The sequence below is a fragment of the Labrys sp. 22185 genome (assembly GCF_052045555.1).
In the GTDB taxonomy this organism is placed as follows: Bacteria; Pseudomonadota; Alphaproteobacteria; order Rhizobiales; family Labraceae; genus Labrys; species Labrys neptuniae.
In genome coordinates this window covers 63,795-89,690 of record NZ_JBQEPH010000006.1, presented here as the reverse complement: position 1 = coordinate 89,690, position 25,896 = coordinate 63,795, and the positions used below count along the sequence as shown (strand labels likewise).

General features: G+C 65.0%; 22 protein-coding genes and 1 pseudogene. 9 read left to right on the top strand and 14 right to left on the bottom strand.

Annotated features, from left to right (window positions below):
• Window positions 1–14 precede the first annotated feature (14 nt).
• The 6 genes and pseudogenes from ACTJKX_RS14115 to uxaC form a co-directional block, all read right to left on the bottom strand.
• Window positions 15–1,082, bottom strand: a complete 1,068-nt coding sequence (locus ACTJKX_RS14115; protein WP_440725635.1) for a Gfo/Idh/MocA family protein — start codon at window positions 1,080–1,082, stop codon at window positions 15–17.
• The gene (locus ACTJKX_RS14110) at window positions 1,082–2,092 is read right to left on the bottom strand and encodes a Gfo/Idh/MocA family protein (RefSeq protein ID WP_440725634.1); all 1,011 of its coding nucleotides are present in this window, start codon (window positions 2,090–2,092) and stop codon (window positions 1,082–1,084) included. The genes ACTJKX_RS14115 and ACTJKX_RS14110 overlap by 1 nt, the downstream gene beginning before the upstream one ends.
• A 25-nt stretch (window positions 2,093–2,117) precedes the next feature.
• Window positions 2,118–2,984: a carbohydrate ABC transporter permease gene (locus ACTJKX_RS14105; RefSeq protein WP_440725633.1), complete on the bottom strand. Its 867-nt coding sequence runs from the start codon at window positions 2,982–2,984 to the stop codon at window positions 2,118–2,120.
• A pseudogene (locus ACTJKX_RS14100) lies at window positions 2,977–3,840 on the bottom strand (carbohydrate ABC transporter permease); the annotation flags it as partial. The pseudogene ACTJKX_RS14100 and the gene ACTJKX_RS14105, both read right to left, overlap by 8 nt.
• Window positions 3,841–3,929: 89 nt before the next feature.
• Window positions 3,930–5,213 (bottom strand): ABC transporter substrate-binding protein, encoded by a 1,284-nt coding sequence (locus ACTJKX_RS14095; RefSeq protein WP_311942193.1) that lies wholly within the window; start codon window positions 5,211–5,213, stop codon window positions 3,930–3,932.
• Between the two features lie 129 nt (window positions 5,214–5,342).
• On the bottom strand, window positions 5,343–6,743 hold the full coding sequence (gene uxaC, locus ACTJKX_RS14090) for a glucuronate isomerase (protein WP_440725632.1): 1,401 nt from the start codon (window positions 6,741–6,743) through the stop codon (window positions 5,343–5,345).
• 119 nt (window positions 6,744–6,862) lie between these two features.
• On the opposite strand from uxaC, the gene ACTJKX_RS14085 reads away from it, so the two are divergent.
• Together ACTJKX_RS14085 and ACTJKX_RS14080 are read left to right on the top strand one after the other, a co-directional pair.
• Entirely contained in the window at window positions 6,863–7,603 is a 741-nt protein-coding gene (locus tag ACTJKX_RS14085) for a GntR family transcriptional regulator (protein ID WP_440725631.1), read from the top strand.
• 64 nt (window positions 7,604–7,667) lie between these two features.
• Window positions 7,668–8,930, top strand: a complete 1,263-nt coding sequence (locus tag ACTJKX_RS14080; RefSeq protein ID WP_394311892.1) for a Gfo/Idh/MocA family protein — start codon at window positions 7,668–7,670, stop codon at window positions 8,928–8,930.
• A gap of 289 nt (window positions 8,931–9,219) precedes the next feature.
• Here ACTJKX_RS14080 and ypfJ read toward each other — a convergent pair whose 3' ends face one another.
• Both ypfJ and ACTJKX_RS14070 read right to left on the bottom strand, forming a co-directional pair.
• Entirely contained in the window at window positions 9,220–10,122 is a 903-nt protein-coding gene (gene ypfJ / locus ACTJKX_RS14075) for a KPN_02809 family neutral zinc metallopeptidase (RefSeq protein ID WP_367626599.1), read from the bottom strand.
• Window positions 10,123–10,359: 237 nt separating this feature from the next.
• Complete coding sequence (locus tag ACTJKX_RS14070) at window positions 10,360–11,196, bottom strand: uracil-DNA glycosylase (RefSeq protein WP_440725630.1); 837 nt, start codon at window positions 11,194–11,196, stop codon at window positions 10,360–10,362.
• Between the two features lie 146 nt (window positions 11,197–11,342).
• Here ACTJKX_RS14070 and ACTJKX_RS14065 point away from each other — a divergent pair, with 146 nt between their 5' ends.
• The 3 genes from ACTJKX_RS14065 (at window position 11,343) to ACTJKX_RS14055 (ending at window position 16,388) form a co-directional block, all read left to right on the top strand.
• Window positions 11,343–12,743, top strand: coding sequence for a cell wall hydrolase (locus ACTJKX_RS14065; RefSeq protein WP_440725629.1), 1,401 nt, complete (start codon window positions 11,343–11,345; stop codon window positions 12,741–12,743).
• Window positions 12,744–13,058: 315 nt separating this feature from the next.
• Window positions 13,059–15,839 (top strand): DUF2339 domain-containing protein, encoded by a 2,781-nt coding sequence (locus ACTJKX_RS14060; RefSeq protein WP_440725628.1) that lies wholly within the window; start codon window positions 13,059–13,061, stop codon window positions 15,837–15,839.
• Between the two features lie 6 nt (window positions 15,840–15,845).
• Complete coding sequence (locus ACTJKX_RS14055) at window positions 15,846–16,388, top strand: hypothetical protein (protein ID WP_440725627.1); 543 nt, start codon at window positions 15,846–15,848, stop codon at window positions 16,386–16,388.
• Between the two features lie 180 nt (window positions 16,389–16,568).
• Here ACTJKX_RS14055 and ACTJKX_RS14050 read toward each other — a convergent pair whose 3' ends face one another.
• From ACTJKX_RS14050 to ACTJKX_RS14040, 3 genes are read right to left on the bottom strand one after another with little or no spacing between them, the layout of a single operon-like run.
• Window positions 16,569–17,078 carry a tyrosine phosphatase family protein gene (locus ACTJKX_RS14050; protein WP_149251686.1) on the bottom strand — a complete coding sequence of 170 codons (510 nt, stop codon included), beginning with the start codon at window positions 17,076–17,078 and terminating at the stop codon, window positions 16,569–16,571.
• A gap of 6 nt (window positions 17,079–17,084) precedes the next feature.
• Window positions 17,085–17,693: a hydrolase gene (locus tag ACTJKX_RS14045; RefSeq protein ID WP_440725626.1), complete on the bottom strand. Its 609-nt coding sequence runs from the start codon at window positions 17,691–17,693 to the stop codon at window positions 17,085–17,087.
• Between the two features lie 2 nt (window positions 17,694–17,695).
• A complete protein-coding gene (locus tag ACTJKX_RS14040) occupies window positions 17,696–18,313 on the bottom strand; it encodes a DNA-3-methyladenine glycosylase I (RefSeq protein WP_440725625.1) in 618 nt (205 codons plus the stop codon).
• Window positions 18,314–18,482: 169 nt separating this feature from the next.
• On the opposite strand from ACTJKX_RS14040, the gene ACTJKX_RS14035 reads away from it, so the two are divergent.
• Complete coding sequence (locus ACTJKX_RS14035) at window positions 18,483–19,493, top strand: LLM class flavin-dependent oxidoreductase (protein WP_440725624.1); 1,011 nt, start codon at window positions 18,483–18,485, stop codon at window positions 19,491–19,493.
• On the opposite strand, the gene ACTJKX_RS14030 is transcribed toward ACTJKX_RS14035, so the two are convergent.
• Window positions 19,475–20,065 carry a hypothetical protein gene (locus tag ACTJKX_RS14030; RefSeq protein WP_394311901.1) on the bottom strand — a complete coding sequence of 197 codons (591 nt, stop codon included), beginning with the start codon at window positions 20,063–20,065 and terminating at the stop codon, window positions 19,475–19,477. The two genes, ACTJKX_RS14035 and ACTJKX_RS14030, sit on opposite strands and share 19 nt — an antisense overlap.
• Before the next feature lie 274 nt (window positions 20,066–20,339).
• On the opposite strand from ACTJKX_RS14030, the gene sigJ reads away from it, so the two are divergent.
• Window positions 20,340–21,248: an RNA polymerase sigma factor SigJ gene (gene sigJ, locus ACTJKX_RS14025; RefSeq protein ID WP_440725623.1), complete on the top strand. Its 909-nt coding sequence runs from the start codon at window positions 20,340–20,342 to the stop codon at window positions 21,246–21,248.
• On the top strand, window positions 21,245–21,838 hold the full coding sequence (locus ACTJKX_RS14020) for a flavodoxin family protein (RefSeq protein ID WP_440725622.1): 594 nt from the start codon (window positions 21,245–21,247) through the stop codon (window positions 21,836–21,838). Before sigJ ends, ACTJKX_RS14020 begins: the two co-directional genes overlap by 4 nt.
• Window positions 21,839–21,852: 14 nt before the next feature.
• Here the strand turns inward: ACTJKX_RS14020 and ygfZ are convergent, their stop codons facing one another.
• A complete protein-coding gene (gene ygfZ / locus ACTJKX_RS14015; protein ID WP_440725621.1) occupies window positions 21,853–22,695 on the bottom strand; it encodes a CAF17-like 4Fe-4S cluster assembly/insertion protein YgfZ in 843 nt (280 codons plus the stop codon).
• A gap of 139 nt (window positions 22,696–22,834) precedes the next feature.
• On the opposite strand from ygfZ, the gene ACTJKX_RS14010 reads away from it, so the two are divergent.
• Window positions 22,835–24,160: a dihydroorotase gene (locus tag ACTJKX_RS14010; protein WP_440725620.1), complete on the top strand. Its 1,326-nt coding sequence runs from the start codon at window positions 22,835–22,837 to the stop codon at window positions 24,158–24,160.
• Between the two features lie 110 nt (window positions 24,161–24,270).
• Here the strand turns inward: ACTJKX_RS14010 and ACTJKX_RS14005 are convergent, their stop codons facing one another.
• Window positions 24,271–25,809, bottom strand: a complete 1,539-nt coding sequence (locus tag ACTJKX_RS14005) for a rhomboid family intramembrane serine protease (RefSeq protein WP_440725619.1) — start codon at window positions 25,807–25,809, stop codon at window positions 24,271–24,273.
• Window positions 25,810–25,896: the final 87 nt, after the last annotated feature.

Here is a 25,896-nt window from a genome sequence, read left to right as displayed (position 1 = left end):
TTGCGGGCGGTTCTCTAAGGCCACCAACCGCGATATTTCGGATGATCCGGGCCGATCGGCAGGTCGACGTCGCTGCCGGTCTGGGCGGAGTGATAGAAGGCGGTCGCCAGTTCCAGCGCCCGGCGCGCATCATCGACCGTGACCGGCACCGGGCCCCGGCCATGCAGAGCCTCATGGAAAGCATCCATCTGCCCGAGGAAGCGGCGGCCGACCGGGGGCAGGTCGGCGACGAGATCCTTGATATCGGCGGCCACGGCCTCGTTCGCCGGCAGGATGGTCCAGGGTTCGTCGCCCGGCGAATAGGCCTCGCCGCCGCTCTCGAAGGTGACGTTTTCGAAGCAAAGGCGCAGTCGCGAAATCTCGTTCTGCGAGCCCAAAGTGGCGCTGGCGGCTACCAGCGCGCCATTTTCCATTTCCCAGGAGGAAGAGACGCAATCCTCCACCTCGATGGCGTTGACCCGTGTCGTCGCCCGTGCGAACAGCCGCCGTACCGGGCCCATCAGGTAGGTCATCATGTCGTGCTGGTGGATGGCATGGGTCATCAGCACGCCGCCGAGTTCTGTGTCCCATTTGCCGCGCCAATAGACGGCATAGTAATCGGGCGTGCGCTTCCAATGGGTTTCCACCGTGCCGAGATAGGGCTTGCCCGCCAGCCCCGCCTCGATGACGCGCCTGGCCTTCTGCACGCCCTCGCCGAAACGGTACTGGAAGATCGGCATCAGCATCTGCCCGCTCTGGGCCTGTGCATTGGCGAGCAGGTCGGCCTCATGCAGCGAGCCGACCAGCGGTTTCTCGCAGACGACATGCTTGCCGGCCGCCAGGGCGCGGCTGACCAGCTCGAAATGGGTGGCTGGCGGCGTGGCGATGTCGATCACGTCGATATCGTCGCGCTTGAGAAGTTCGTCGAAATGCAGCGTGCGGCTCTCGGCCGAGAATTCGTCGGCCACCGCATCGAGGCGCTCCTGGTTGCGGTCGCAGACGGCGGCGAGCCGCCAGCGTTCGGGGCGGGCGGCATAGGCCTCGGCGATGTGGGAGCGGCCGATGTTCAGCCCGACCACGGCGACGGATTTGATCTCGCCCATCACGCGGCCTCCTCGGCGTGCTGCTGGGCCCTGAGGGCGAGTTCCATCGCCTTGAAGCAACGGGCCTGCGGCATGGCCGTCTCGGTGCGCTCGAAGACATCGGCGATGAACTGCCGCCCGAAGGGGAGCTCGACCGCCGAGCAATCGATATGCTGCATGCCCTTGCGGTCGGTCAAGAAGAGATGGTCTCCGCCGGGCCGGCCGGCGACGTCGACATATTTGCGCAGTTCGATGGTGCCATGCGTGCCGGTGATGAAGAGCCGCCCATCGCCCCACACCGGCAGGCCGTCCGGCGTGAACCAGTCGACGCGGATATAGCCGGTGACACCCCCGGGAGTGCGCAGGTGGACATCGCCGATATCCTGCAGGCCCGGCTTGTCGGCATTGGCACGATTGCCGACGGCGGCCGAGAGGATGTCGGCATCCTCGGCACCGGTGAAGAACAGGAACTGCTCGAACTGGTGGGCGCCGATATCGACGAGGATACCGCCATAGCGCTCGCGCTCGAAGAACCAGCCTGGCCGCTGGGGCTTGCGCAGGCGATGCGGGCCGAGACCGGTCATGGTCACGACCTCGCCGATGGCGCCGGAGGCCACCAGTTCGCCGGCCTTGACGGTGGCGGGCACCTCGAAATGTTCCGAATAGAGGATGGAGAAAATGCGCCCGGTTTCGGCCTGAACCAGGCGCACGCTTTCGAGCTGGTCGAGGCTGGTCATGCCCGGCTTGTCCAAAAGCACGTCCTTGCCGTGGCGCATGGCCGTGATGGCGATGTCGGCGCGGTCACCCGGAATGGCGGCGGTGACGATGACGTCGATCGCAGGGTCCTCATAGAGCCTGTCCGCTTCGGCAACGCACGGGATGTCAGGATAGGCCGCGGCAAAGGCGGTGGCGAGATCGTCCTCGGCGGCATGAAAGCCGGTGCAGACGGCACCTGCCTGCCTGAGTGCCCTGATCTGGCCGTGGATATGGTCGTGGTTGATGCCGATGACGGCGAATTTCAAAGGTCTCATATCAATTTTCCGCAAAAGTGTGGCGTCAGCGTTTCATGCCGGTGGTGGCGATGCCTTCGATCAGAAGGCGCTGGAAGAACAGGAAGACCAGGAAGATCGGGATCAGGGAGAGCACCGACATGGCGAACAGGGCGCCCCAGTCGGAGGTGCCGCTGGCATCGACCAGCGAGCGCAGGCCGAGCTGCACGGTGTAGGTGTGGATGTCGCCCAGATAGATCAGCGGCCCGAAGAAGTCCTCCCAGGTCCAGATGAAGGAGAAGATCGCAGCGGTGGCGAGCACGGGAACGGAAAGCGGCAGCACGATTTTCCAGTAGATGCGCCAGGCGCTGCAGCCATCCATCATCGCGGCCTCGTCGAGCTCGCGCGGCAGGCCGCGGAAGAACTGCACCATCAGGAAGATGAAGAAGGCATCGACCGCGAGGAATTTGGGCACCACCAGCGGCAGCCAGGTGTTGACCCAGCCGATGTTCAGGAACAGCACATATTGGGGAATGAGGGTGACGTGATAGGGCAGCATCAGTGTGCCCAGCATCAGCGCGAACCAGAAGCTCTTGCCGAAGAACTGGAGCCGCGCGAAGGCATAGGCCGTCAGCGAGGCGGCCATGACATTGCCGATGGTCGCCAGCACGGAAATGGCCAGCGAGTTGAGGAAGAAGGTGCCGAAGCTGACCTGCAGGCCGAACCAGCCGGTTTCATAGGCCCGGATCGAGACCTGGGAGGGGATCAGCGAGGTCTGGCCGCCGAAGATGTCGTCGGCCGGCCGCACCGAGCCCGCCAGCATCCAGAGCAGGGGGTAGAGCATCACGAAGGAGGCGGCGATCAGGGCGGCGTGGATCAGGGCGGAGCGCAGGACTGATCGTTCCGGCGCGTGCATGGCGGCGGCATCAGTCATCGTAATGCACCCAATAGCGCGCGGTCAGGAAGGAGAAAGCGGTGAAGAAGGCGATGATCAGCACCAGGATCCAGGCCAGTGCCGAGGCATAGCCCATGCGGAAGAAGCCGAAGGCTTCCTGGTAGAGATAGAGCGTGTAGAACAGGGTCGAGTTGATCGGGCCGCCATTGCCCTCGGAGATGATGAAGGCGGGCGTGAAGGCCTTGAAGGCCTCGATGGTCTGGATGACGAAGTTGAAGAACACCACCGGGGTGAGCAGCGGCAGCGTGATCTTGAAGAATTGCCGGGCCTTGGAGGCGCCGTCCAAGCTGGCTGCCTCGTACATGTCCTGCGGAATCTGGCGCAGGCCCGCCAGGAAGATGATCATCGGCGAGCCGAACTGCCAGACCGAGAGCGCTACCAGTGTATAGAGCGCATAGCGCGGATTGGAGATCCAACTCGGCCCGTCGATGCCGGCGAGGGCAAGGAGGGAATTGACGAGGCCGTCGGCGGCAAAGAGCTGGCGCCACAGCACCGCGATCGCAACGGAAGCGCCGAGCAGCGAGGGCAGGTAGAAAATGGCGCGATAGAGCGGAAGCCCCCTGATGCCGCGATTGAAGGCCATGGCCAAAGCGAGGGCGAAGATCAGCTTGAGCGGCACCGACAGGATCACATAGGTGAAGGTCACCTTCATCGCCGCCGCGAATTTCGGATCGGCGGTGGCGATGCGCACATAGTTGGCGGGGCCGACGAATTGCGGGCTCTGCAGCAGGTCGTAATCGGTGAAGGACAGATAGAGCGAAGCCAGAGCCGGCCCCAGGGTGAGGCCGAGAAAGCCGATCAGCCAGGGAGCCAGGAACAGATAGCCGGCACTATTGCGGCGCAGGGCCTGCCGCAGCCAGCTTTCGGAGATCTCGCTGGGGTGGGCCAGTGTCGTCGAGGCCAGAGTGGTCGGGGGCATGGCACTCAACCCCGTTTGAGGATCGACTCGGCTTCCGTGACGAACTGCTCGCCCCCTTGTTCCGGCGTCGACCCGAAAGCGACTTCCTGGCTGATACGCTGCAGCACGAAGGAGATCTCGCCGGCTCCCTTGGGCGGGGAGGGCGGCAGGGGCCCGACATAGGGATCGAGCTTGCCGACATAATCGACCATCTGCCTGCTGACATCGTCGAGCGAGGCGGCCGCAAGGTCGCGCATGGCGGGGGAGGCGGGCACCCCTCGTTCCACGCCGAGGATCTTGACGCCGGCGGGATCATGCACAGTGAAATTGGCCAGCTTGACGGCAAGCTCCGGTGCCTTGGCGTCCGAGGAGATCGACCACATCTGCGAGGGCTTGAGATAGTGGCCGGGCTTGCCACCGGTCATCACGGGATAGGCCGTGATCGACAGTTTGGCCTTGCTGAGCTGCTGGGCGCCGATGAACTGGTTGGAATGCAGGAAGCTGGCAGCGGCATAGCCGAGGGCTAGCGGCGAGGTCTCCAGCGTGAGCTTGTCGAGGGCCTGGATGTCGGCGGTGACGCAGCCGCCGGAATCGCGCAGGGCTCCCCACAGCTTGAACCAGTCGGCCGCGTCCTTGGCGTCGAAGGCGACCGAGCCCTTGTCGTCATAAAGCGCCTTGCCGCGCTGACGCAGCCAGAGCTCAAAAGCCGGTTCGAGGCCGCTGGCGTCGACGGAAGCGTAGAATTTCTTGCGTTTGTTGGCCTTGCCGAAAGCTTCGCATTTGCTGGCGAATTCCTCCCAGCTCGTGCCGAATTTCGGCGGCTCGACGCCTGTTTCCTGCCAGGCCGCCGCGTCATAGGCCATGGCGGAGGAATTGACCCCCAGATTGATGCCGTAGAGCTTGCCGTCGACGCTGCAGGACCCCAGATTGGTCTTTCCGAAATCGGCGATGTCGAGAAGGTTGCCCAGATACTGGTCGAGCGGCACGATGGCGCCGCGGCGGGCATATTCGAACATGTAGCGGTAGTCCATCTGCACCAGGTCCGGCGCATTGCGCCCGGCGACGCGCGTGGCGAGACGGGGCCAGTAGTCGCTCCATCCGGTGAATTCGGTCTTGGTGTCGATGCCGGCGTTGGCCGCCCGGAAGGCATCCACTGCCTTGTTGGTGCGGTCGGCCCGCTCCTGCGAGCCCCACCAGAATACCCTCAGTTGCTTGTCCTGGGCCCGGACCGGGCTGCCCAGCGTGATGGAGGCGGCAAATCCGCATCCGGCTCCCAGCATGGCACGACGACTGACGAGATGGGCACTCATGGCTTCCCCCCTTTTCCGGTCCGTTTGGTTGCTCGAAGGCCGGTTTTTCTGCGTTCTTGTCTTTGTACTCGTGCGTTTCGATATCGATATGACGTTACGTGACATTACGCGCCGCTACGGCATGCAATGTCAGAGTTTGTAGGCGCGCTTGGCGAGGTTATAGGCAAGGTCCACGGCTATCTCGGCGGCCTCGTCCTCCTCCAGGCGATGATCGGCGACCAGCCGGGCGAGGAAGGCACAGTCGACGCGGCGAGCCATGTCGTGGCGAGCCGGGATCGACAGATAGGCCCTGGTATCGTCGTTGAAGCCGACCGTGTTGTAGAAGCCTGCCGTCTCGGTCGCGAGTTCACGGAAGCGGCGCATGCCCTCCGGGCTGTCGAGGAACCACCAGGGCGGCCCGAGCCTGAGCGCCGGATAATGGCCGGCGAGGGGCGCTAGTTCCCGACTGAAGGCCGTCTCGTCCAGGGTGAAGAGCACGATGGTGAGACCGGGCTCGTTGCCGACGGCGTCCAGCAGAGGCTTCAGCGCCTCGACATAGCTGGTTTGCCTCGGAATATCGGCACCGACATCGGGACCGAAACGGGTGAACAGCGCCGGATTGTGGTTGCGATGGGAGCCGGGATGGAGCTGCAGCACGAGCCCGTCGTCGAGGCTCATCCGTGCCATTTCGGTGAGCATCTGCGCCCGGAACAACTCGGCATCGGCGGCGGAGGCTGGGCCGGCAAGCAGACGAGCGAACAGTGCCGTAGCATCGGCCCTGTCGAGATCGGCCGTGCGGGCGCTGGGGTGACCGTGATCGGTCGAGGTCGCCCCCAGCGACTTGAAGAAGGCGCGGCGTTCGCGATGCGCCATCAGATAGCCGTCCCATGTGGCTGGCTGTCCGGTGAGATCGAGGAGATGGCGAACCTGGCTGCGGAAATCGGCGCGGTCGGCGTCGACGACGGCATCGGGGCGATAGGCCGGCAGGACACGTCCCTTCCAGCCGGAGGCACGAATGGCCTGATGGGCCTTCAAGGCGTCGGTGGCGCTGTCCGTGGTGGAGATCGCCTCGATATTGAAGCGGTCATAGAGCGCGCGCGGGCGGAATTCCGGCCGTTGCAGCGCGGTCGCGATCTCGTCGTAAAGGCGGTCGGCATTGCCGGGTGCCAGGCGCTCGGTGATGTCGAAGCCGCTCTCCAGCGAATGCTCGAACCACAAGCGGCTCGGCGTGCCCCGAAACAGGTACCAATGGTCCGCGAACAGCCGCCAGATCTTGCGGCCGTCGGCTTCGACATCAGTCCCATCGCGGCTGGGAATGCCGAGCGCTTCCAGCCGCACGCCCTGCGAATAGAGCATGCGGGTGATGTAGTGGTCCGGCTTGACGAACAGGGTGGCAGGGTCGGGGAAGGCCGCATCCTCAGCATACCAGTTGGGGTCGGTATGACCATGCGGGGAGAGGATCGGCAGGCCTGCCACCTGCCCATAGAGGCGGCGCGCAATGGCCCTGGCGTCCGGTTCGATCGGCAAAAGCCTGTCTGGATGAAGTGCCATGCGGGGCTCGGCCCTGTTCTGGTTGGCGTCTCCTCTTGACGGAGGCTTTAACACTAAGATACTAGTGTGTCAAAATCTGATCATCGCGATGCCGCGAGAGGTCGCATCAGGCCGGGGCCATGGAGAGCCAGGACACGAGCCATTCGCTGGAAATCCTGACGGCGCGAGGCAAGGCGGCGCAGTCCGGCGTTCGCCCGAGGCGGCCGCGCGTCACCACGGCGACCCTGATCTATGACGATCTGCGCGAGGCAATCCTCGGCATGCGCCTGGTGCCCGGCACGCCTTTGCAGGAGAAGGCGCTGACCCAGCGTTTCGGCGTGAGCAAGACGCCGGTGCGCGAGGCCCTGATCCGCCTGGCAGAGGACGGCCTGGTCGATATCTTCCCGCAATCGGGAACCTTCGTCTCGCGGGTGCCGGTGGCCGCTATTCCGGAGGCGGTGGTGATCCGCCAGTCCCTGGAGGACACGGCGGTGCGGCGCCTGATCGAGATCGCCACGCAAGCCGATATCGCCACGATCGACGCCATCCTGGCGCGCCAGCGCCTGCTGGCCGATCTCGGCGACAAGGATGCCTTTCACGAGGCGGACGAAGCCTTTCATCAGGCCATTGCCCAGATCGCCGGCTATCCCAGCATTCCGCGCCTGCTGCGCCAGATCAAGGTCCAGATGGACCGGGCTCGGCGGTTGACCCTGCCGGTGGCGGGCCGGATGCATCAGGTCATCGCCGAGCACAGCTTCATCCGTGATGCCATCGCCCGCCGCGACGTCGAGGTGGCCAGCAGGGCCATGAAGGCCCATCTGAGCGCCGTGGTTCCCGACATCGACCGGTTGAGGGTGCAATATCCCGATTATTTCGTCTGAGCGCCCCGGAGAAAGATCCCGTTCCCGGACGCCGTCAACAGCCAGAACCGCATGAGGAAACGCTATGACGATGCAAGCGACGAGACATGAGGAAGGGGCCGAGCGGCATCGGGTGGCCCTGGTCGGCACCGGTCATCGCGGCGCGGGCATGTGGGGCAAGGAATTGCTGCAAGGCTGGCGGGACCGGGCCGAGTTCGTGGCGATCTGCGACGTCAACGAGATGCGGGCCACGGCCGCGCGCACCGCGATCGGCACCAATGCGCCCGTCTACACCGACGTCGACGAGATGCTGGCGAGCGTGAAGCCGGAGATCGTCATCGTCTGCAGCCGTGACGACACCCATGACGAGATCATCGTCAAGGCGCTCGAGGCGGGCTGCCGGGTAATCACCGAAAAGCCGATGACCACCACGCCGGAAAAGTGCCGGCGCATCCTCGAAGCCGAGGCACGCACCGGCCGGCCTGTCGACGTGACCTTCAACTATCGCTTCGCGCCCACGGCCGCCCGCATCAAGCAGTTGCTGCGCGAGGAGGCGGTGGGCACCGTGACCTCGGTCGATTTCCATTGGTATCTCGACACCCAGCATGGTGCCGATTATTTCCGGCGCTGGCACGCCAAGGAAGCCCATTCGGGCAGCCTGTTCGTGCACAAGGCCACCCATCATTTCGATCTGCTCAACTGGTATCTGGACTCGGTGCCTCGCGAGGTCTCGGCCTTCGGTACCCAGCGCAATTACGGCCGCAACGGGCCGTTCCGCGGGGAGCGTTGCCAGACTTGCGTCCATGCCCAGGATTGCGATTTCTATTTCGACATGAGCAAGGATCCCTGGCTGACCATGCTCTACGAGGACCCGTCAGCCGAGGACGGCTATGTGCGCGATGGCTGCGTCTATCGCGAGGACATCGACATCGCCGATACCATGACGGCGATGCTGCGCTTCGAGAACGAGGTGATCGTGTCCTATTCCCTCAACACCTTCATGCCGATCGAGGGCTATCACCTGGCCTTCAACGGTACCAAGGGGCGCATCGAGGTCCGCCAATATGAGCGCCAGGCCTTCGAGACGCCCGACCATGACGAGATCCTGCTGATGCGCAATTTCGGCGACGTCGAGCGGATCAGCGTGCCACATGCCGGCGGCGGGCATTTCGGCGGCGACGACCGCCTGCGCGACATGCTGCTGCGCCCCGGCATGACCGATCCGCTCGGCCAGCGCGCCGGCGCGCTGGCCGGCGCGATGTCGATGCTGTGCGGGGCGGCGGCTGTTGCCAGCATGAAATCGGGGCGTCCTGTCAGGCTTTCCGAACTCGGAGGCCTGCCGGCCTGAACGGGAGGATGGGTCCTCGTTTTCTGACCTGAATCTTTGCATGCCGCCTGAAATCGAATGAGTTTACGTGGGCGATGCTGCCCCTCACCGTACCTCTCCCCGTAAGAACGGGGCGAGGAGGCGCAAGTGTTGCGATTGATCTTCGGAGCTCTCATCTCGCCCCACCGTTGGGCGAGATGAGAGGTTTTCGGCATAAACTCGACGTCAAAGTCCCCTCGCCCCGTTCTTACGGGGAGAGGTACGGTGAGGGGCTGCGCGACCTCAATGACAAGGGAGTGAAGTATTCCCCTCAGATGGCGCCGGAGGTGTCGCAGGAGCGGATCTGGCCGCTCTTCAGGCCGGTAACGAACCAGCGCTGGCGCTGGGCAGCCGTGCCATGGGTGAAGCTGTCGGGCACGACATAGCCCTGCATCTTCTTCTGCAGCATGTCGTCGCCGATGGCCTGGGCAGTCTGCAGCGCGCCTTCGATGTCGCCCTGTTCGATGAACTTGAAATCCTGCTGGGTACGGTTGGCCCAGACGCCGGCCAGGCAATCGGCCTGCAGTTCCTGGCGCACCGAAGCGCCGCCGGCCCCGGCCCCGCCTTCGCGCAGGAGGCCGAGTTCGTCCTGCACGTGGTGGCCGACTTCATGCGCGATCACATAGGCCTGCGCGAAGGCGCAGGCGCCCTGGCCGGCCGGGCAGGCGTTGAAGCGGTTGCGCATCTCGTCGAAGAATTCCGTGTCGAGATAGACCTTCTTGTCATTCGGGCAATAGAACGGGCCCATGGCCGATTGCGCCGTGCCGCAGGCCGAACGCGTTACGCCGCTGAACAGCACCAGCTGGGTCGGCTGGTAGCTCTTGCCCCGGACCTGTTCCTGGAACAGCTTGGTCCAGGTATCTTCGGTCGAGCCCAGAATCTTGCGCACGAAGGTTCCCGAAGCGTCGTTGGCGCCGCCTGCCTGGCTGGAGGGGCGTGGCTGCTGCTGTTCCTGGACCTGCGGCTCGCCTCCGCCGCTGAGGCCCTGCAGGGCATTGAAGGCCGCTTCGGGGCCGACGAGGAAATAGAGCGCGGCCACGATCACCAGGCCGCCCAGGCCGATGCCGCCTCGTCCACCCGGGAAGCCTCCGCCGCCGCCACCGCCGCCGAAACCACCGCCTTCGCCGCGACGATCGTCGACATTGTCGGATGCGCGCATATCGTCGAGTTTCATCGCCCTGTCTCCTGCTCCCCGGATGCCGGCCTTTCACCGATGTCGGGCCGGCACGGTGATTTGTGCTGTGCAAGCCATACCCAATAAATATGTCTTCGCAAAGCCTGTTACAGGGGTTCTAGGTGGTGCTTACGTAAGGAAATATAGTTTTCCCAAAATGTGCCCTCTTGTTTGGTACAAGCAGCGGTAAACGACAGCACTCTCCCGGCGAAAAAAGGAGGCAAAGGGGCGTTTGCCTCAGGGCGCATCCTGCTCCAGGGCGGTGCGGATGGCGCGGAAGTCGCGCCAGGCCAGGCGCTTCTGCACCGGCTGGCGCAGCAGATAGGCCGGATGCAGCGTGGCGATCGCCCGGATGCGCTGGCCGCCGAGATCATAGTCGAGCCAGCGCCCGCGCAGTTTCAGGATACCGTCGGTGACGCCGAGCAACGCCTGGGCGCTGCGGGCGCCGAGGCAGACCAGGACCTTGGGGGCGACCAGCTCGATCTGCCTTTCGATGAAGGGACGGCAGATCGTGGTTTCCTGCGGGGTGGGATCGCGATTGCCGGGCGGACGCCAGGGCACGACATTGGCGATATAGGCCTTGGTGCGGTCGAGCCCTATGGCAGTCAGCATGCGGTCGAGCAACTGGCCGGAGCGGCCGACGAAGGGCTTGCCCTGGATGTCCTCGTCGCGTCCGGGTGCCTCGCCCACGAACATCACCTTGGCGTCGGGAGCACCGTCGGCAAAGACGAGACGGTTGGCCGTGGCCTTGAGGGCGCAGCCGTCGAAGCGCTCGAGCAGGTCCCGCAATTCGTCCAGCGTGCGGGCACTGCGCGCCTGTTCGCGGGCCGCCAGTTCCACCGCGTCCGGAGAGGTGGTGAGCAGGGTCGGTGCCGGGGAGGCCATGCGGGGCTGCGCCGTGGCAGCAGGAGGCCTGCGCGCCGGATCGGGATTGGGCGCGGAACGCATGAGGGAGGAGGCGGGGGTAGCCTGGGCGCTCTCGGCAAAGCGATCGAGCGGCTCGTCCCCGATCGCCACGTCCACGCCCATATCGGCATACCATTGCAGCAGCGCGACGATCTGTTCGGGAGGCATGGACGCGGACATCATAGCGAAAGGATAGAGCAAAGCTTCCAGAGTTGGAACAGGCTGGCAGCCTCTGTTAACTCCCCATCAAGGTTAATGCATCATCAATGGGCTCATCGGCGACGCCGTGTTGGTTGAACCTGTGAGTCTCGTCCATGCTGCTGCGCCGGCCCGTCATCATCGCCCTTCTGCTCTGCGCCGGAGCCACCAGCACGATGATGTATCGCCGCTCGACAGCCGTGCAGGCGAGCCCGGCCGTTGCCGCCAGCATGCATGGCGCCTTGCAGGGCGGCGTGGGTGTGCTCGGCGCCCGGCGTGCCTCGGTGATGCGAGCCGGCCTGTTCGCGATGCCGCAGCTCAGCCTTGCCGATATCGGCTCGGCGCCGCAGGCGGCCTTCGGAGACGGCTTCACGCTGCGCGCCATGCCGGCCAGCCTGACACTGACGCCGAGCCGAAGCGATTTCATGCCGCTTCCCGACGATGTCGGTCCACCCAGCGCGCCGATCCGTGACGCCACCAAGAAGGGCATGACGATCTGGCCCGAGGTGATCCGGACCGCCAAGGGCGACCGCCGGCCGGACCGGGGTGCCGGAGAGAACGTCGCCTATATGGTATCGGGCGATCCGCATGTGCTGATGCCCAAGACAGGTGCAAGGCCGATGGGGCGTCTGTCGCGCAAGCTCCAGCCGCCCGAGACCGCCGAGGGCCTGCAGCAATTCCAGCCGTCCCGGCTCAGCGCCATCGTGGTCACCAAGCTTGCCGAACGGCTCTCGATCGCCGACGCCGAGCTCGGCGGGCACGACGGCGCCGTCCCTCTCGATCATTCGCTGGCGCCGGCCGGCGGCATGTCGCCGGCGGCGAGCCGTCCCGATCTTGCCAGTTTGACCAGCAGCACTACCCGTGCCGACGAAGCGCTGCCTGTCGAGCTCGCCATGGCCGAGCCGGGTGCCCTCCAGCCGGTGGTGGCCCAATCTTCCATGACCTTGGCGAACGTACAGCCGGTGATGACGCCCGACGATGCCCAGACCCTGCCTGAGATCGGCAGCGACGAAGGCTTGACCGATGCGCAGAAGAAATCGCGCATCGCCGGCCTGCCCGGGCTGGACGACGGCAAGGCCCGCCCGCTCGACCTGCCGCCGGCCGCGTTCACCAAGGCACAGATGTGTCTGGCGACGGCGATCTATTTCGAGGCACGCGGCGAGAGCCGCGAGGGGCAGGTGGCCGTGGCCCAGGTCATCATCAACCGCCTGCGCTCACCCTTCTATCCCAAGAATGTCTGCGACGTGGTCTATCAGGGCGCCAGCAACAAGCGCTATGGCGGCTGCCAGTTCTCCTTCGCCTGCGATCTCGTCGCCGACAAGGTGATCGAGAAGGAGCCCTGGGAACAGGCTCTGGTCCTTGCCGAGCGGGTGATGAACGCCAAGGACTGGATCCCCGAAGTCGGCAACGCCACGCATTATCACGCCAACTATGTCCGTCCGCGCTGGGTGCGCGACATGCGGGAGAAGGACAAGATCGGCAAGCATATCTTCTATCGCGTCAAATGGTGGGCGTGACCGGCAAGTCTCCTGGAGAGGACGTCCACAGGTCCTGTATCCGGCGGGATACCCGGGAGCCGAATTCTCGCGTATGGCTGGCATCGAAGTTGCGTTTGTGGATGGCATGTTTATCGCATCGTCGATGCGAGCGTCGTGAAGCAAACCCAAGATCATCGATGCGGCAATTGTTGCTGCTGCATTGGCGCGCTACGCTTGCAGTGACGGCAAAGACCTTGTCCGTGATCAAGCAACCTCGATTGCCGGGCCGATCGTCGGCGATCACATCCTGACTCCGCGCGGAGCCCGCGCTGTAATGATCTGCCACGGGTGAGCATGTCCGAAGAAAGTGCCTTCCTCCTCATCGGCCTCCTGGTGCTCGCCTTTCCGGTGCTGGCGATCGTTGCCTTTGTGATGACGCTCGGCCTCAGGCCCAGGGTGCAGGCGCTGGAGGAAAGGGTTCGCCAGCTGGCGGGCCAGCGCCCGGTGCCGGTCGACGCCGTCAGGGCCGCTACGCCGGCCTCTCCGGCGCCGACCGAGGGGAAAAGGGCCGCTGAACCCGTACGGGAAGCGGTTGCGTCGGTTCCCGCTGTCGCGCCTGTCGACAAGCCGTCGACTGTCGAACTGGCGCCGGCTCGGCCGGAGCCGGCGGCTTCCGCACAGACTGCACGCCGCGCGGCGCCGGACAGGCCCAAGGTCAGCCTCGAGGAGAAGCTCGGTACGCGCTGGGCCGTCTGGGTCGGAGGGCTGGCGCTTGCGCTCGGCGGTGCCTTCCTGGTGCGGTATGCCATCGAGGAGGAGCTTCTCGGTCCCGGTGCGCGCATCCTGGCCGGTCTTGTCTTCTCCCTGGCGCTGATCGCTGGCGGCGAATATCTGAGGCGCCGGCCCGTGGCGCCCGCCGCGAAACAGGCGGCCTACATTCCCGGCGTGGTCACGGCCGCGGGCACGGTCGCCCTGTTCGCAACCATCTATGCCGCCTATGCGCTCTATGACTTCCTCAGCCCGGCGCAGGCCTTCGTCCTGCTCGGCCTGGTCGGCATCGCCACCATGTATGCGGCGGCGCTGCATGGTCCCTGGCTCGCCGGCCTCGGCCTTGTCGGCGCCTATGGCGCGCCCCTGCTGGTGTCCTCGAACCAGCCCAATCCCTGGGCTCTCGCCCTCTATGTCGTGGTGGTGACGGCAGCCGCCTTCATGCTGGCCCGTATTCGGCTCTGGCGCTGGCTCGCTATCGCCGCTGGTATCGCTGCCTTCTGCTATGGCTTCGTCCTGGGAAGCATCATGGGCGAGGACACCGGCGCCATGGTGTTCTACATCCTCGCTTTGTCCGCCTTGGTCGGCGCGGTGCTGATCTACGAGCCCCATCACGGCAAGACCTATCAGCGTTTCGATCCTATCGGCCTCGGCGCGGTCGCGGGCCTTGCGGTCCTGGCCGTCTCCTTTGCCGGCGCGGATGTGTTCGGGCATGCCTCGCTTGCCATCTTGCTGATCGTGATGGCACTGGCGCTGGCGGCTGCGCTCGCTTTCGACGCGCTGGCCCCGGCGGCCGTAATCGCAGGCCTGGCAGGGCTTGCCTGCCTGTGGATCTGGCCGATGGGTGGGCAGATTGCCGCCGAACCATTGGTGGTGGTGCCAGGCCACCTCTATCTGCCCTTCCTGATGCCGGACGCGCTCCAGGCCTATCTTGAGATCGCGATCATTCCGGCTGCCGTGCTGTTGCTGGCCACCACGATCAGCCTGATGCGCCATCCAAGGCCGCAACGGCCGGCATTGGCGCTGGCACTGGCGGGGACGGCAACCCCGATCTTCGCCCTGGCGATCGCCTATCTGCGCATCGAGAGTCTTCGTGCCAGCCTGCCCTTCGGGGCCGTGGCGGCCGGGCTTGCGCTGCTGTTTGCCGCGACGACCGAGCGTTTCCTGAGGCTCGAGGGGCAGGCGGCGCAGGACGGGACACCGGGGGCGGGTTCCTCCCTCCATGCCGTCGCGAGCGCTTCGGCAGTGGCGCTGACGCTCACCTTCCTGATCACCGATTCCCCGCTCACCCTGGCTTTCGGCCTGTCGGCGCTCGGTGCGGCCTGGGTCTCGACCCTGCGGCCGCTACCGGCCCTGCGCTGGTGCGCGGCCGGATTCGTCCTGCTGGTGCTGGCGCGCATGGGTGGAGCCTGGACCCTGGCCGGTGCCAGCCTCGAGCGCTTCCCGGATTGGCCGGATATCGTGCTGCGTTATGCCGTACCGGCCGCGGCGTTCTACTATGGCGGCATTCTCCTGCGCCGGCGCAAGGCGGACATTCCCGCCGCCATCCTCGATCTCGGCGCCATCCTGCTCGCCTGCGTGGCGGTGGTCTTTGCCATCCGCCTCGGCCTGCGCGGCGCCGAGGAAGCTGCCCATCCCGGCATGTCCCTCGCCGAGGCCGGGCTCTACACGGCGCTCGCCTTTGCCGCTTCGATGGCGCTGGTCTATCGCTCCGGGGCGACCACCAGCGTGGTGTATCGAGCGGCGGCACCGATCAGCGTCATCATCGCGCTTTGCCTGACGGTCTCGGGGCAATTGATCACCGCCAATCCTGCCGTCAGTGGCGAGATGATTGGCGGCGGCGTCCTCTTCAACACCTTGCTGCCCGGCTATGCCCTGCCGGCACTGCTGGCGGGAGCGGCGGCGCTGTTCTGGCACTGGTATGGCCGCGCCGTCGGCCAGGGTGAAAACAAGAATTTGGGCATGGAGAATGCGCCCTTCGCCCTGCTATGCGGGGTCTGTGCCTTCGTGCTGGGCTTCGTCTATGTCACGCTCGAGGTGCGTAAGATCTTCGCCGATGGCGTGCCCGATTTCGACGCGATCTCTTCGGCCGAGAATTGGGGGTACACCATCGCCTGGCTGCTCTACGGCCTGATGCTGCTCGCCCTCGGCATCTGGGCGAAGGTGCGCGCCATCCGTCTGGGTTCGGCCATCGTGATCATGCTCGCGGTCGCCAAGGCCTTCCTGTTCGACATGTCGGAGCTGGAAGGGATCTGGCGTGCCTTGTCCTTCATGGGGCTCGGCGTCGCCCTGATCGGCATCGGCCTCGTCTATCAGCGCCTGTTGTTCGGACCCAAACTCGGATCCGGGCAGGAACCGCGGCAGTAGCAGTGGATGGCTGGTATCGAACCATATCCCGACAATGTCTTGCAGCGTCTCAAGCCGGGAATCGTCTTGTTGAACTTTGCCGCAAGCCAGTTCGCCCAACAGCACCAAAACCATGGCAGGCTGGCCGACGACATCTGGCTGGACCGGACGCAAGGCAATCCGCCACCCGAGGAGGTTGCTCGGTTCGAGGCCGCATATGAGGCGAGACGCGCGGCCTGGACGGCGGATCCCGCCTTCCTTTCGGCCATCGGGCGGCTGCAGGGTGTTGGCGTGGACTGGGCGTTCAGCCATGAAAGCGATGTCAGCGGCGAGTTCTCCCTGCTGCGCCTGTACATCGCCGCCGACGATCTCGGCGCTCTGGAAGCGCTGGCCGCCGAGAATGCCGGCTACGTTACGCTCGAGGCAAAAGCCTCGGCCGCCGAACGCTTCCGCATCTTCATGCTGCGCAACTATCATCCCGACTGGCGGCGCAACCGCCAGCTCTATGCCGATGTGGGTGGCTCGCCCTATGCGGCTTCGGCGTCGCGGCGGACCGAGACCAGATCGTAAGCGGCGCACGCTGCTGCGCGAAGCGGCGTCATCGGCGCGTCATTGATCTGCGCCATGGTCACGGCCATCGAGCTGTCCGTTCCTCGACAGCATTGCGATGTTTGACCTTCCTCTGGCCTGGCACCGCGCCGGGCCTCTTTTTTGGCGGGCCGCCGAGCGGCGCTTTCCTGTCGATACGCCCTACAACTGCAAGGCGAAAGGCACGCCTTCGAAGCAATCCTCGCCACGGCCGATGGCGTCGATGGCGGCCAGCATGCGGCCATTGCGGCCGAGCCGCATGTCCGCCAGCGCCACAATGCGTCGGTTGGGGGTAGCGGTCGGCGACAGCCGGCGGATGGTCTGCGCCAGCTCATGCTCGTCGAGCGAGGGATTGAGGGCGCAGGCCGCCGTGAAGGCCGCGGCGGTCGAACGACTGACCCCGGCATAGCAATGTACCACCAGCGGCGTCGCCTGGTCCCAGTCCCTGACGAAGGCGAGAAGCTGGGAGAGGTGGTCGTCGCCGGGCAGGATCTGTCCTTCTTCAGCCACCTCGACGATGTCGTTCATGCTGAGAAAGAGATGATGCTTCTCCTCCACCGTGACAGGCCTGATCACCTTGGTGCCGGCATTGATCAGGGTCAGGATCTGGCGGGCACCGGTAGCGGTGACGGTGGCTTCGAGACGGGAGAGCGAGCAGACATTGATTTGCATGGTGGCCTATCTGAAGATCTGGGTAAAACGGTCGAGGAAGGCCTGTTGCGCCTGCTCCGCCGGCAGAGGTTCCAGCCTGGCCTGGTCCATCGGACGGGGCAGGGGGCGCGGATCACCGAAGATGCGGCAGGATTCCTCGATGCCGAAGCCGGCAAGCTGGGTTGCTTCGAGAAAGGCGGCCACCATGTCGGCTTTCTTGGTCATCACCTTGATTGCCGGTGGCGGGATGGCCGGCAGGCCGAAGCGCAGATGGATGGCGCCGAGCAGGCGGGCCTCCACGCTTTTGTAGCTCTCGCCGATCACCGCCTTGAAGGGCGAGATCATGTCGCCGATGACATATTCAGGCGCATCGTGCAGCAGCACCATCAGCCTCACCGTGTCGGGCTGGGCGGGCTCCATCGCATCGAGCACGTCGAGGACGAGCACGCTGTGCTGCGCCACCGAGAAGATGGCCTTGCCGCTGGTCTGGCCGTTCCAGCGCGCGACCCGGGCCAGGCCATGAGCGATATCCTCGATTTCGATGTCGAGCGGGGAGGGATCGAGCAAATCGAGCCGCCGGCCCGACAGCATGCGTTGCCAGGCCCGATGGGGAGCCGCTTTCTTCACGCGTGCCATGGTCAGCCCGGATGTCCCGCCTTGCCGAGCTCGGCGCATTCGGCATGGCGGAAGCAGTCGACGAGATGGTCGTTGACCATGCCGACCGCCTGCATGAAGGCATAGACGATGGTGGGGCCGACGAATTTGAAACCGCGAGCCTTGAGGTCCTTGGAGATCTTCTGAGACAGCGGCGTCTCCGCCTGGACATCGGCCGTGGTGCGCAGGGTGTTCTGCAGGGGGCGGCCGTCGAGGAAGTCCCATAGATAGTGCGAGAAGCCCTGGCGTTCCTCGATTTCCAGCCAGAGGCGGGCGCCGATGATGGTGCCTTCCACCTTGGCGCGATTGCGCACGATGCCGGGATCGGCCATCAGGGCTTCGACCTTTTCCGGCCCGTAAAGCGCGATCTTGGCCGGCTCGAAATCGTCGAACACCTCGCGGAAGCGCTCGCGTTTGCGCAGGATGGTGATCCAGGACAGCCCCGCCTGGAAGCCGTCGAGGATGAGCTTTTCATAGAGGGCGCGGCCGTCATATTCCGGCACGCCCCATTCCTCGTCGTGATAGGCGACATAGAAGGGATCGAGCCCGGGCCAGGGGCAGCGCTGCTTGCCGTCGGCATGAAGAATGACTGTGCGTTCCATGCCGCCTTCTTGCCATGGCGAAAGCCGACTCGGGAAGAGGGAAGAACATTTCGTGATCGGGTTGGGGCCGGAAAAGCCTTCTCAGAAGGCCCTCCGAGCCTTTCCTTGCCAGGGCGGCAATGCCACCTATATTAGTTCGATCGCCATCGAATTTTGTCGTGCCCTTTTCATGATCCCGATTTCAGTCCTCGATCTTTCGCCCATCGCCGTCGGCAGCAATGCCGGGCAGGCCCTCCACAATTCGCTGGACCTTGCCCGCCATGTCGAGCGGCTCGGCTATAACAGGCTGTGGCTGGCCGAACATCACAACATGCCGGGCATTGCCAGCGCCGCCACGGCGGTGGCGCTCGCCCATGTCGCCTCCGGCACTTCCACCATCCGCCTGGGAGCCGGCGGCATCATGCTGCCCAACCATGCGCCCTTGATGGTGGCCGAGGCCTTCGGCACGCTGGCGGCCCTGCATCCTGGCCGTATCGATCTCGGTGTGGGCAGGGCTCCCGGTACCGACCAGATCACCGCCCAGGCGCTGCGCCGCAATCTCAACGCCGAGATCGACGCCTTTCCGCGCGATGTCATCGAACTGATGAACTATTTCAAGCCGGCGAGCCCGGATCAGCGCGTGCAAGCCGTTCCAGGCGCGGGGTTGGCAGTGCCGGTCTGGATCCTCGGCTCCAGCCTGTTCGGGGCGCAGCTTGCCGCCATGCTCGGCCTGCCTTTCGCCTTCGCCTCGCACTTCGCGGCGGCCGATCTCGAAGGGGCGATCGCCATCTATCGCGGCCGTTTCGAACCCTCCGAATATCTCGACAAACCCCATGTCATGCTGGGCATGAACGTAGTCGCCGCCGACACCGACGAGGAGGCCCACTTCCTGCAGAGCTCGCGGCTGCAGGCCTTCGTCAGCCTGCGCACCGGGCGGCCGGGCCTGATCCAGCCGCCGGTGGAGAATTACGAGGAGACCCTCGATGCCATCGGCCGTGCGACGCTGCAGCATATGAACCATGCCTCGGTGGTGGGCTCTCCGGCAACCGTCAAGGCAGGCATCGAGGCATTCATCGAGCGCACCGGCGCGGACGAGATCATCGCCACCAACATGATCTTCGATCATGAGAAGACCAAGCGTTCCTATGAGATCCTCGCCGAGCAGCTGATCGCCGCGCCGGCTCAGGTCAGCGTGTCGTAAAGGCCTAGGGCCCAGCCGATCTCCGCGATCAGCGCGATGATGGCAAAGGCGAGCTGGAAGCGCTGGTTCGAGACGACGATCGCAGCCGCACTGGTGACGACGAAGAAGGCGATGCGCACCCAATATTCCGGGCCGAGCGACTGGACATAGTCGCCGCCCTTGATGAGGGTGTCGATGATGTCGAGGAAGAAGGTCCCGATCAGGATGCCGAAAAACCATTTCCGGCGGGACATGAAATAGTCCTCGAAGCCCTTGTACTCATACATGGTGTCCGGGAAGAGCATCGTGCACATGAAGAAGAACACGCTCGCATAGAAGGCGACAAAGCCATAGAGCGGGAAGGTCCACTGTACGTTGACCAGATGGAATTCCCACCACCAGAACGAGATGATGTGCAGCAGCATGAAGAAGGTCCACGCCAGGTGGACGCCGTAGATCTTGTGCTGGCGCGGATGCTGGACAAAGCGGGCGAGGCCGGTGAGCAGTCGGCCCATGCTGAGGCCCACTATGATGCTGATCACCGTGCGGACATGGCTGAGAACGGTGGGGTCGAAGGCGTGGGGCTGGTTCACGGAGGCATCCTCGCGCTTGAGGGCAGCAGCATGCCATTGCAACCACGACGCCCGGCATACTCACGAAGAGTCCCGCGCTCGGGCGGGTATGAAACTACTTTCCCAGCATTGCCCGGAATCACCACGGGAGCAAGACAGGCAGGGCAAGGTGTTGGGGAAGACCTTCTCGCGACGTGTAAATACGGTGCCGGCCGAGATTTAGTTTGGGCAGGAGTCACATTCTTGGGTCGTCATCTCGTCTTGAGGGCAGGACGATCAAACGAGAGAGGACGGCGTGCTCGACCTGCCCATTCAGGACACCAACCTGTTCAACGCATTCTGGCCTCGTCTCAAGAGCCTGGCCTACAAGATGCTCGGCTCGATCGCGGATGCCGAGCATGTCCTTCAGGATGCGTTCCTTCGCTGGCTGCAGGCTGATCGCAGCCTCGTACGGGAGCCTGAAGCCTATCTCAGGCAGGTGGTGACCCGCCTGTGCCTGGACGAACTGAAATCGGCGCGGGTACGGCGGGAGGCCTATGTCGGCTCCTGGCTGCCGGAGCCCGTGCTGCAGGAGGATCCTTCCGAGGACATCACCCTGCCGCTTCTGCTGGTGCTGGAACGTTTGTCGCCGTGCGAGCGAGCCGCCTTCCTGCTGCATGACGTCTTCGGGGTCGCCTTCGACGAGATTGCGCTGACGATCGGCCGGGATGCCGCTGCCTGCCGGCAGATGGCGCGGCGGGCCCGCCTTCGCATCCGGTCGGAAAGACCTCGGTTTCTTCCGCAGGGGGCAAGAGGGCAGGAAATTGCTGCCGTTTTCTTCACCGCCTCGCGCACCGGCGACATAGACGGGCTTCGGGCTCTGCTCGCTCGGAATGTGACGGTCCAGGCGGATGGTGGCGGCAAGGTTGCCGCTCCTCCGCGCCCGATCGTCGGCATCGATGCCGCATTGAAGCTGATGGCTGCTTTGGCGAGGCTGTTCTCCGCCCAGATGTCGCAACTCCTGCGCTATGCCAGCGTCAATGGCTTGCCGGGGTTCGTGACCATCGAACGGGGATGCGAGCTCCAGACCACGGCCCTGGATGTCCGGAGAGATCGGATTGCTGCGATCTATGTCTGTCGCAATCCGGAAAAACTCGGCCATCTCGTGATCGACCGCACCGTCGCGAACCAGATCCGGCCTGCATCGAAAGGGACCTGCCAGTGACAAAAGCCACCATTGCCATCGTCTATCACAGCGGCTACGGCCATACCGCCCGGCAGGCACATGCGGTCGAGCAGGGGGTGACACAGCTGCCCGACGTCGCCACGCTGCTGCTGACGGCGCAGGAAGCGCCGGAGCATTGGCACAGGCTGGCATTGGCCGAGGCGATCATCTTCGGGGCGCCCACCTATGTCGGCGGGCCATCCGCCGTGTTCAAGGCCTTCCAGGAAGCCAGTTCGAATGCGGTGATGTCGAAAGGCCTCGGCTGGAAGAACAAGATCGCGGCGGGCTTCACCAATTCGGGCTCACGGTCGGGCGACAAGCTCGCAACCTTGATGCAGATGGCCCTGTTTGCCGCCCAGCACGGCATGCATTGGGTCAATCTGGCCCTGCCGCCGGGCAATTGCTCCTCGGTGGGTAGGGAAACCGACCTCAATCGCTTCGGCTTCTTCCTCGGCGCTGCCGCCCAGTCCAACACCGATGAGGGGCCGGAGGTGGCACCGCCCGAAGCGGATCTCGCCACAGCCCGATATCTCGGCCGGCGCGTTGCCGAGACGACCCTGCAATTCGTGCGGGGGCGCAATCCCGGTTGAGGCGGGTGCCAGGGTCAGGCCGTTGCCTTGTGCGCGCTGCTCGGTGCGACCCACCAGGATGGCTTGTCGATCGTCAGGCCAAGACCTTCAGTCACCAGGCTTTCGCCGGCAGCCAGCCCTTCCTCCACCCTGTCGAGCCGGAGCAGGGCCAGTCCCCTCTTGCCAACCGAGGAGCCGAGCGTGCCCGCCGGCCGGTCGCCGATACGGATTTCCGTGCCGGCGGCCGGCAGGGTGGCGCTGGCTGTCACAGGCACGATGCGGTTGCGCGCAGTGCCGCGATGCTGCATGCGGCTGACGACTTCCTGGCCGACGAAGCAGCCCTTCTTGAAGTCGACGCCGGCGAGCATGTCCATCAGCACTTCGTGCGGGAAGGCCTCGCCGAAGCGAAAATCCTTGCCGCCTTCGGGAATGCCGAACTCGATGCGGCGGTCGTGATAGGCCGTGGTCGCATCGTCTGCCGTGGCTGCGACAGGTGCGAGAATGCGAAGCCCGAGTTCGGGCCGCCTGGGATCCGGGAAGACCAGAGCACCCTCGATGTCGACATTTTCGGGGGGCAAGGCAGCGTAGACTCCCCAAGCCGGTAAGGCCTCGACCGTCACCTTGGCGCGCAGCCGATAGAAATTGAGCCTCTTGGCGAAATCGGGGGCCAGGGCGGCGTCCGCATCGAGGTAGAGCCCGTCCTCGCCGATCGTGGCCAGGAAATCGAACAAGATCTTGCCCTGCGGCGTCAGCAAGGCACCCCATCGTCCCTGGCCGGGCTCGAGATGGGCGATATCGCAGGTGACGAGATTGGCGAACCAGGATCGCGCATCCTCGCCGCTGAGGCGGAGTATGGCGCGGTCGAGCAGATGGATCATGGCAAGGCAATCCCGTTTCAGCCCCTCCTATATGGCAATCCCTGTGCGCGGCGTGAAGAGGCGGCGGATTGGCGGTTGAAAGCTGGCGCTGCCTGGGGGAAAAGCGCAGGGTTTCAGCTTCGTCATCGAGGAGAGCGCCATGCCCCAGACCTTCGACCGCATCTTCCGCAATGGCGAGATCGTCAACCAGGATGGCCGGCATCATGGCGATGTTGGGGTCAGGGACGGGCGTATCGCGGCGCTGGGGGATTTGTCGCGGGCCAGTGCCGGCGAGGTGATCGACTGCACCGGCCTCACCGTCCTGCCCGGCGTGATCGACAGCCAGGTCCATTTCCGCGAGCCGGGGCCGACGCATAAGGAAGATCTTGAATCGGGCTCGCGCGCGGCGGTCATGGGCGGCGTCACCGCTGTATTCGAAATGCCGAACACCGATCCCTTGACCGTGACGCCGGAGGCTTTGGCCGACAAGGTCAGGCGCGGCACGCACCGCATGCATTGTGATTTCGCCTTCTGGGTCGGCGGCACCCGTGAGAATGCCGCTGACGTCGCGGAGCTGGAGCGTCTGCCGGGCGCGGCCGGCATCAAGGTGTTCATGGGCTCTTCTACCGGCTCGCTGCTGGTGGAGGACGATGAGGGCGTGCGCGAGATCCTCAAGCGCACACGCCGGCGCGCTGCCTTCCATTCGGAGGACGAATATCGCCTGCGCGAGCGGCGCGACCTGCGCGTCAAGGGAGATGCCTCCTCCCACCCGGTCTGGCGCGACGTCGAGGCCGCGCTCAACTGCACGCGGCGGCTCGTCGCCATCGCCGAGGAGACGGGCGCGCCCATCCATGTCCTGCATATCTCGACGGCGGACGAGATTCCCTTCCTCGGCGCGCACAAGCGGCTGGTGACCTGCGAAGCCACGCCGCATCATCTCACTCTGGCTGGGCCCGAGGCCTATGAGAAGCTGGGCACGCTGGTGCAGATGAACCCGCCGGTGCGTGACGCCGGTCACCGCGACGGCATCTGGCAGGGCATCCGCCAGGGCATCGTCGATGTGCTCGGTTCGGACCACGCGCCCCATACGCTGGAGGAGAAGGCCAAGCCCTATCCCGATTCGCCTTCCGGCATGACCGGTGTGCAGACGCTGGTGCCCGTCATGCTCGACCATGTGAACCGCGGGCGACTATCGCTGGAGCGTTTCGTCGACCTGACCAGCCATGGTCCCTGCCGGATCTTCGGCATGGCCGGCAAGGGGCGCATCGCGGTCGGCTATGACGCTGACCTCACCATTGTCGACCTCAAGCGCAGGCAGACCATCCGCAACGATTGGATCGCCTCCAAATGCGGCTGGACGCCCTATGACGGCATCGAGGTCACCGGCTGGCCGGTCGGCACCATCGTGCGCGGGGTGCGGGTGATGTGGGAGGGCTCGCTGGACGAACATTCGCGTGGCGAAGCTGCGCGCTTCTGGACGGCGTAGCGCCTGGAGCGCGGACATCCTGTCCGCTCTTTCTCTCATCCAGGCGCAGCAGTTCCAGGAGCGGAATCGCGACATGCTCCTGCATGTCGCTGTGATGTCCGCGCTCCATTCTACCGCCTGCTGGCGTGCGCCGTGCCAAATATCCAGGCCAGGGCAATGCCGGCGATGAAGCCGATGCCGTGCGCGGTGAAACTGATCTGAGGCAGTGAAAGGTCGATCGCCGCCTGGATCAGCAGCACGATGACGATCAGGCTGAGATTGTGCCGGTCGGCGATATGGCGGGTCGCCAGGAAATCGGACAAGCGTCGCAGGGCAATGGCTCCGATCAGGGCGAAGATGGCGCCGGAAGCCCCGACCAGAACATCGGGCTGGGTGAAGCCCGCCTCGGTGAGGGCGAGCACCCCGGCCATGGAGATCAGGCCGCCGATCAGATAGATCAGGCCCATGCGCAGGCTTCCGACCGTGGCCTCGACCATGCGCCCGAGCAGGAAGAGCCCGATCATGTTGCTGATCAGATGTTCGGGGCCGGCATGCAGGAACATGGCGCTGAGCAGGCGCCACCATTCATGATCCCGGACTACCGCGTCGGGCCATAACCCTCCGAGCCGGAACAGGTTTTCGGCATCGGTGGTGTCGCCATTCCACAGCTCGATGCCGAAGGCGGCGCAATTGGCCAGGATCAGCAGATAGGTCACGGGGGCGGCGCGCCAACCCGTGCGGCGCAGGGGGGCGTTGCGCCGGATATGAGCCTCCAAATCATCGAGGAAGGCGGTTGCCTGCGGCGAGAGCTGGCCCTCGGCCTGGCTCGCAGGCTTGTCCAGGCGAGCGACGATCGCCTCATGCTGGGCGGGTGTCAGCGAGGCGGAGGCGAAGCCGCGCAGCAGGGGCTCGGCGAGTTCGCCCCGTGCCGCCGCCTGGAGGGCGGTCGCCTGCCAGAAGGCCTTAACGGAGACCGGCATGGCATGGAACGAGGCGAGCATCGAGTCCGTGGCCTGGACGCGCCCGCAGAAGGCGAGGAGCATCAGGGTCGACAATTGCCCGGCGCCCAGCAGGCCGCGATAGCGCATGGCTGTCGCCACCATGGCCTCCAGCTGGCCGGTCTCCCCGAGGGCCCGGATCGGAAAGGCGACCGCATCTGCGCCTGCCGGCATGGGGTTGCGAGCAAGGTAGTCGACGATGCCCTGCCAGTTCTGGCGCTGCCGCAGCAATTGCAGGTTGAGGATCACTTCCTGATCCGGCTTGCCGGTCTGGCGCAGCGCTTCGAGGGCCCCGATCCGTTCCTCGCGCGTCGATTCTGAAAGAGCCTTGAACAGATTGGCTGTGAAGCGGATTTGGCTGGTGGGCTGGACAAGGCTGGCCAGGCGGGCGAGCAGGGCGGCGCGTTCGTTGCGGCCGGCCAGCAATTCGCGATTGGCCCGGTTCAGCAGCGGCCCCGGCGCAATGATCGCCAGCAAGGCGAGAGCCGCCAGGAAACCGTAATAGTCAGGCAGAAACCTGTATCCGGCGACGGCGATGGCGATCACGACCGCGTGCCCCGCCAGGTAGATCGCGATGCCTGGAAAGCGGTAGGCTCGGGTGACGAACACCTGGGCGATGGCCACGGCTGACAGGGAACCGGCGGAGAGCGCGAGGAAGGTCTGCAAATCCATGCGCCGCTTTTGCCGGAAGCGGCGCTGAGCCGCAACCTGTCACTCTCCCCCGCCTTATGCACGGTTGGGTCATGCGGCTTGCATGGC

Coding starts and splice junctions, on each gene's coding strand:
- ACTJKX_RS14010 (WP_440725620.1), top strand. CDS start 22,835: ATGCCCCAGACCTTCGACCGCATCTTCCGCAATGGCGAGATCGTCAAC.
- ACTJKX_RS14080 (WP_394311892.1), top strand. CDS start 7,668: ATGACGATGCAAGCGACGAGACATGAGGAAGGGGCCGAGCGGCATCGG.
- ACTJKX_RS14105 (WP_440725633.1), bottom strand. CDS start 2,984: ATGACTGATGCCGCCGCCATGCACGCGCCGGAACGATCAGTCCTGCGC.
- ACTJKX_RS14110 (WP_440725634.1), bottom strand. CDS start 2,092: ATGAGACCTTTGAAATTCGCCGTCATCGGCATCAACCACGACCATATC.
- uxaC (WP_440725632.1), bottom strand. CDS start 6,743: ATGGCACTTCATCCAGACAGGCTTTTGCCGATCGAACCGGACGCCAGG.
- ACTJKX_RS14060 (WP_440725628.1), top strand. CDS start 13,059: ATGTCCGAAGAAAGTGCCTTCCTCCTCATCGGCCTCCTGGTGCTCGCC.
- ACTJKX_RS14005 (WP_440725619.1), bottom strand. CDS start 25,809: ATGGATTTGCAGACCTTCCTCGCGCTCTCCGCCGGTTCCCTGTCAGCC.
- ygfZ (WP_440725621.1), bottom strand. CDS start 22,695: ATGATCCATCTGCTCGACCGCGCCATACTCCGCCTCAGCGGCGAGGAT.
- ACTJKX_RS14045 (WP_440725626.1), bottom strand. CDS start 17,693: ATGGCACGCGTGAAGAAAGCGGCTCCCCATCGGGCCTGGCAACGCATG.
- ACTJKX_RS14095 (WP_311942193.1), bottom strand. CDS start 5,213: ATGAGTGCCCATCTCGTCAGTCGTCGTGCCATGCTGGGAGCCGGATGC.
- ypfJ (WP_367626599.1), bottom strand. CDS start 10,122: ATGAAACTCGACGATATGCGCGCATCCGACAATGTCGACGATCGTCGC.
- ACTJKX_RS14040 (WP_440725625.1), bottom strand. CDS start 18,313: ATGGAACGCACAGTCATTCTTCATGCCGACGGCAAGCAGCGCTGCCCC.
- ACTJKX_RS14070 (WP_440725630.1), bottom strand. CDS start 11,196: ATGCCTCCCGAACAGATCGTCGCGCTGCTGCAATGGTATGCCGATATG.
- ACTJKX_RS14085 (WP_440725631.1), top strand. CDS start 6,863: ATGGAGAGCCAGGACACGAGCCATTCGCTGGAAATCCTGACGGCGCGA.
- ACTJKX_RS14065 (WP_440725629.1), top strand. CDS start 11,343: ATGCTGCTGCGCCGGCCCGTCATCATCGCCCTTCTGCTCTGCGCCGGA.
- ACTJKX_RS14035 (WP_440725624.1), top strand. CDS start 18,483: ATGATCCCGATTTCAGTCCTCGATCTTTCGCCCATCGCCGTCGGCAGC.
- ACTJKX_RS14050 (WP_149251686.1), bottom strand. CDS start 17,078: ATGCAAATCAATGTCTGCTCGCTCTCCCGTCTCGAAGCCACCGTCACC.
- ACTJKX_RS14115 (WP_440725635.1), bottom strand. CDS start 1,082: ATGGGCGAGATCAAATCCGTCGCCGTGGTCGGGCTGAACATCGGCCGC.
- ACTJKX_RS14055 (WP_440725627.1), top strand. CDS start 15,846: ATGGCTGGTATCGAACCATATCCCGACAATGTCTTGCAGCGTCTCAAG.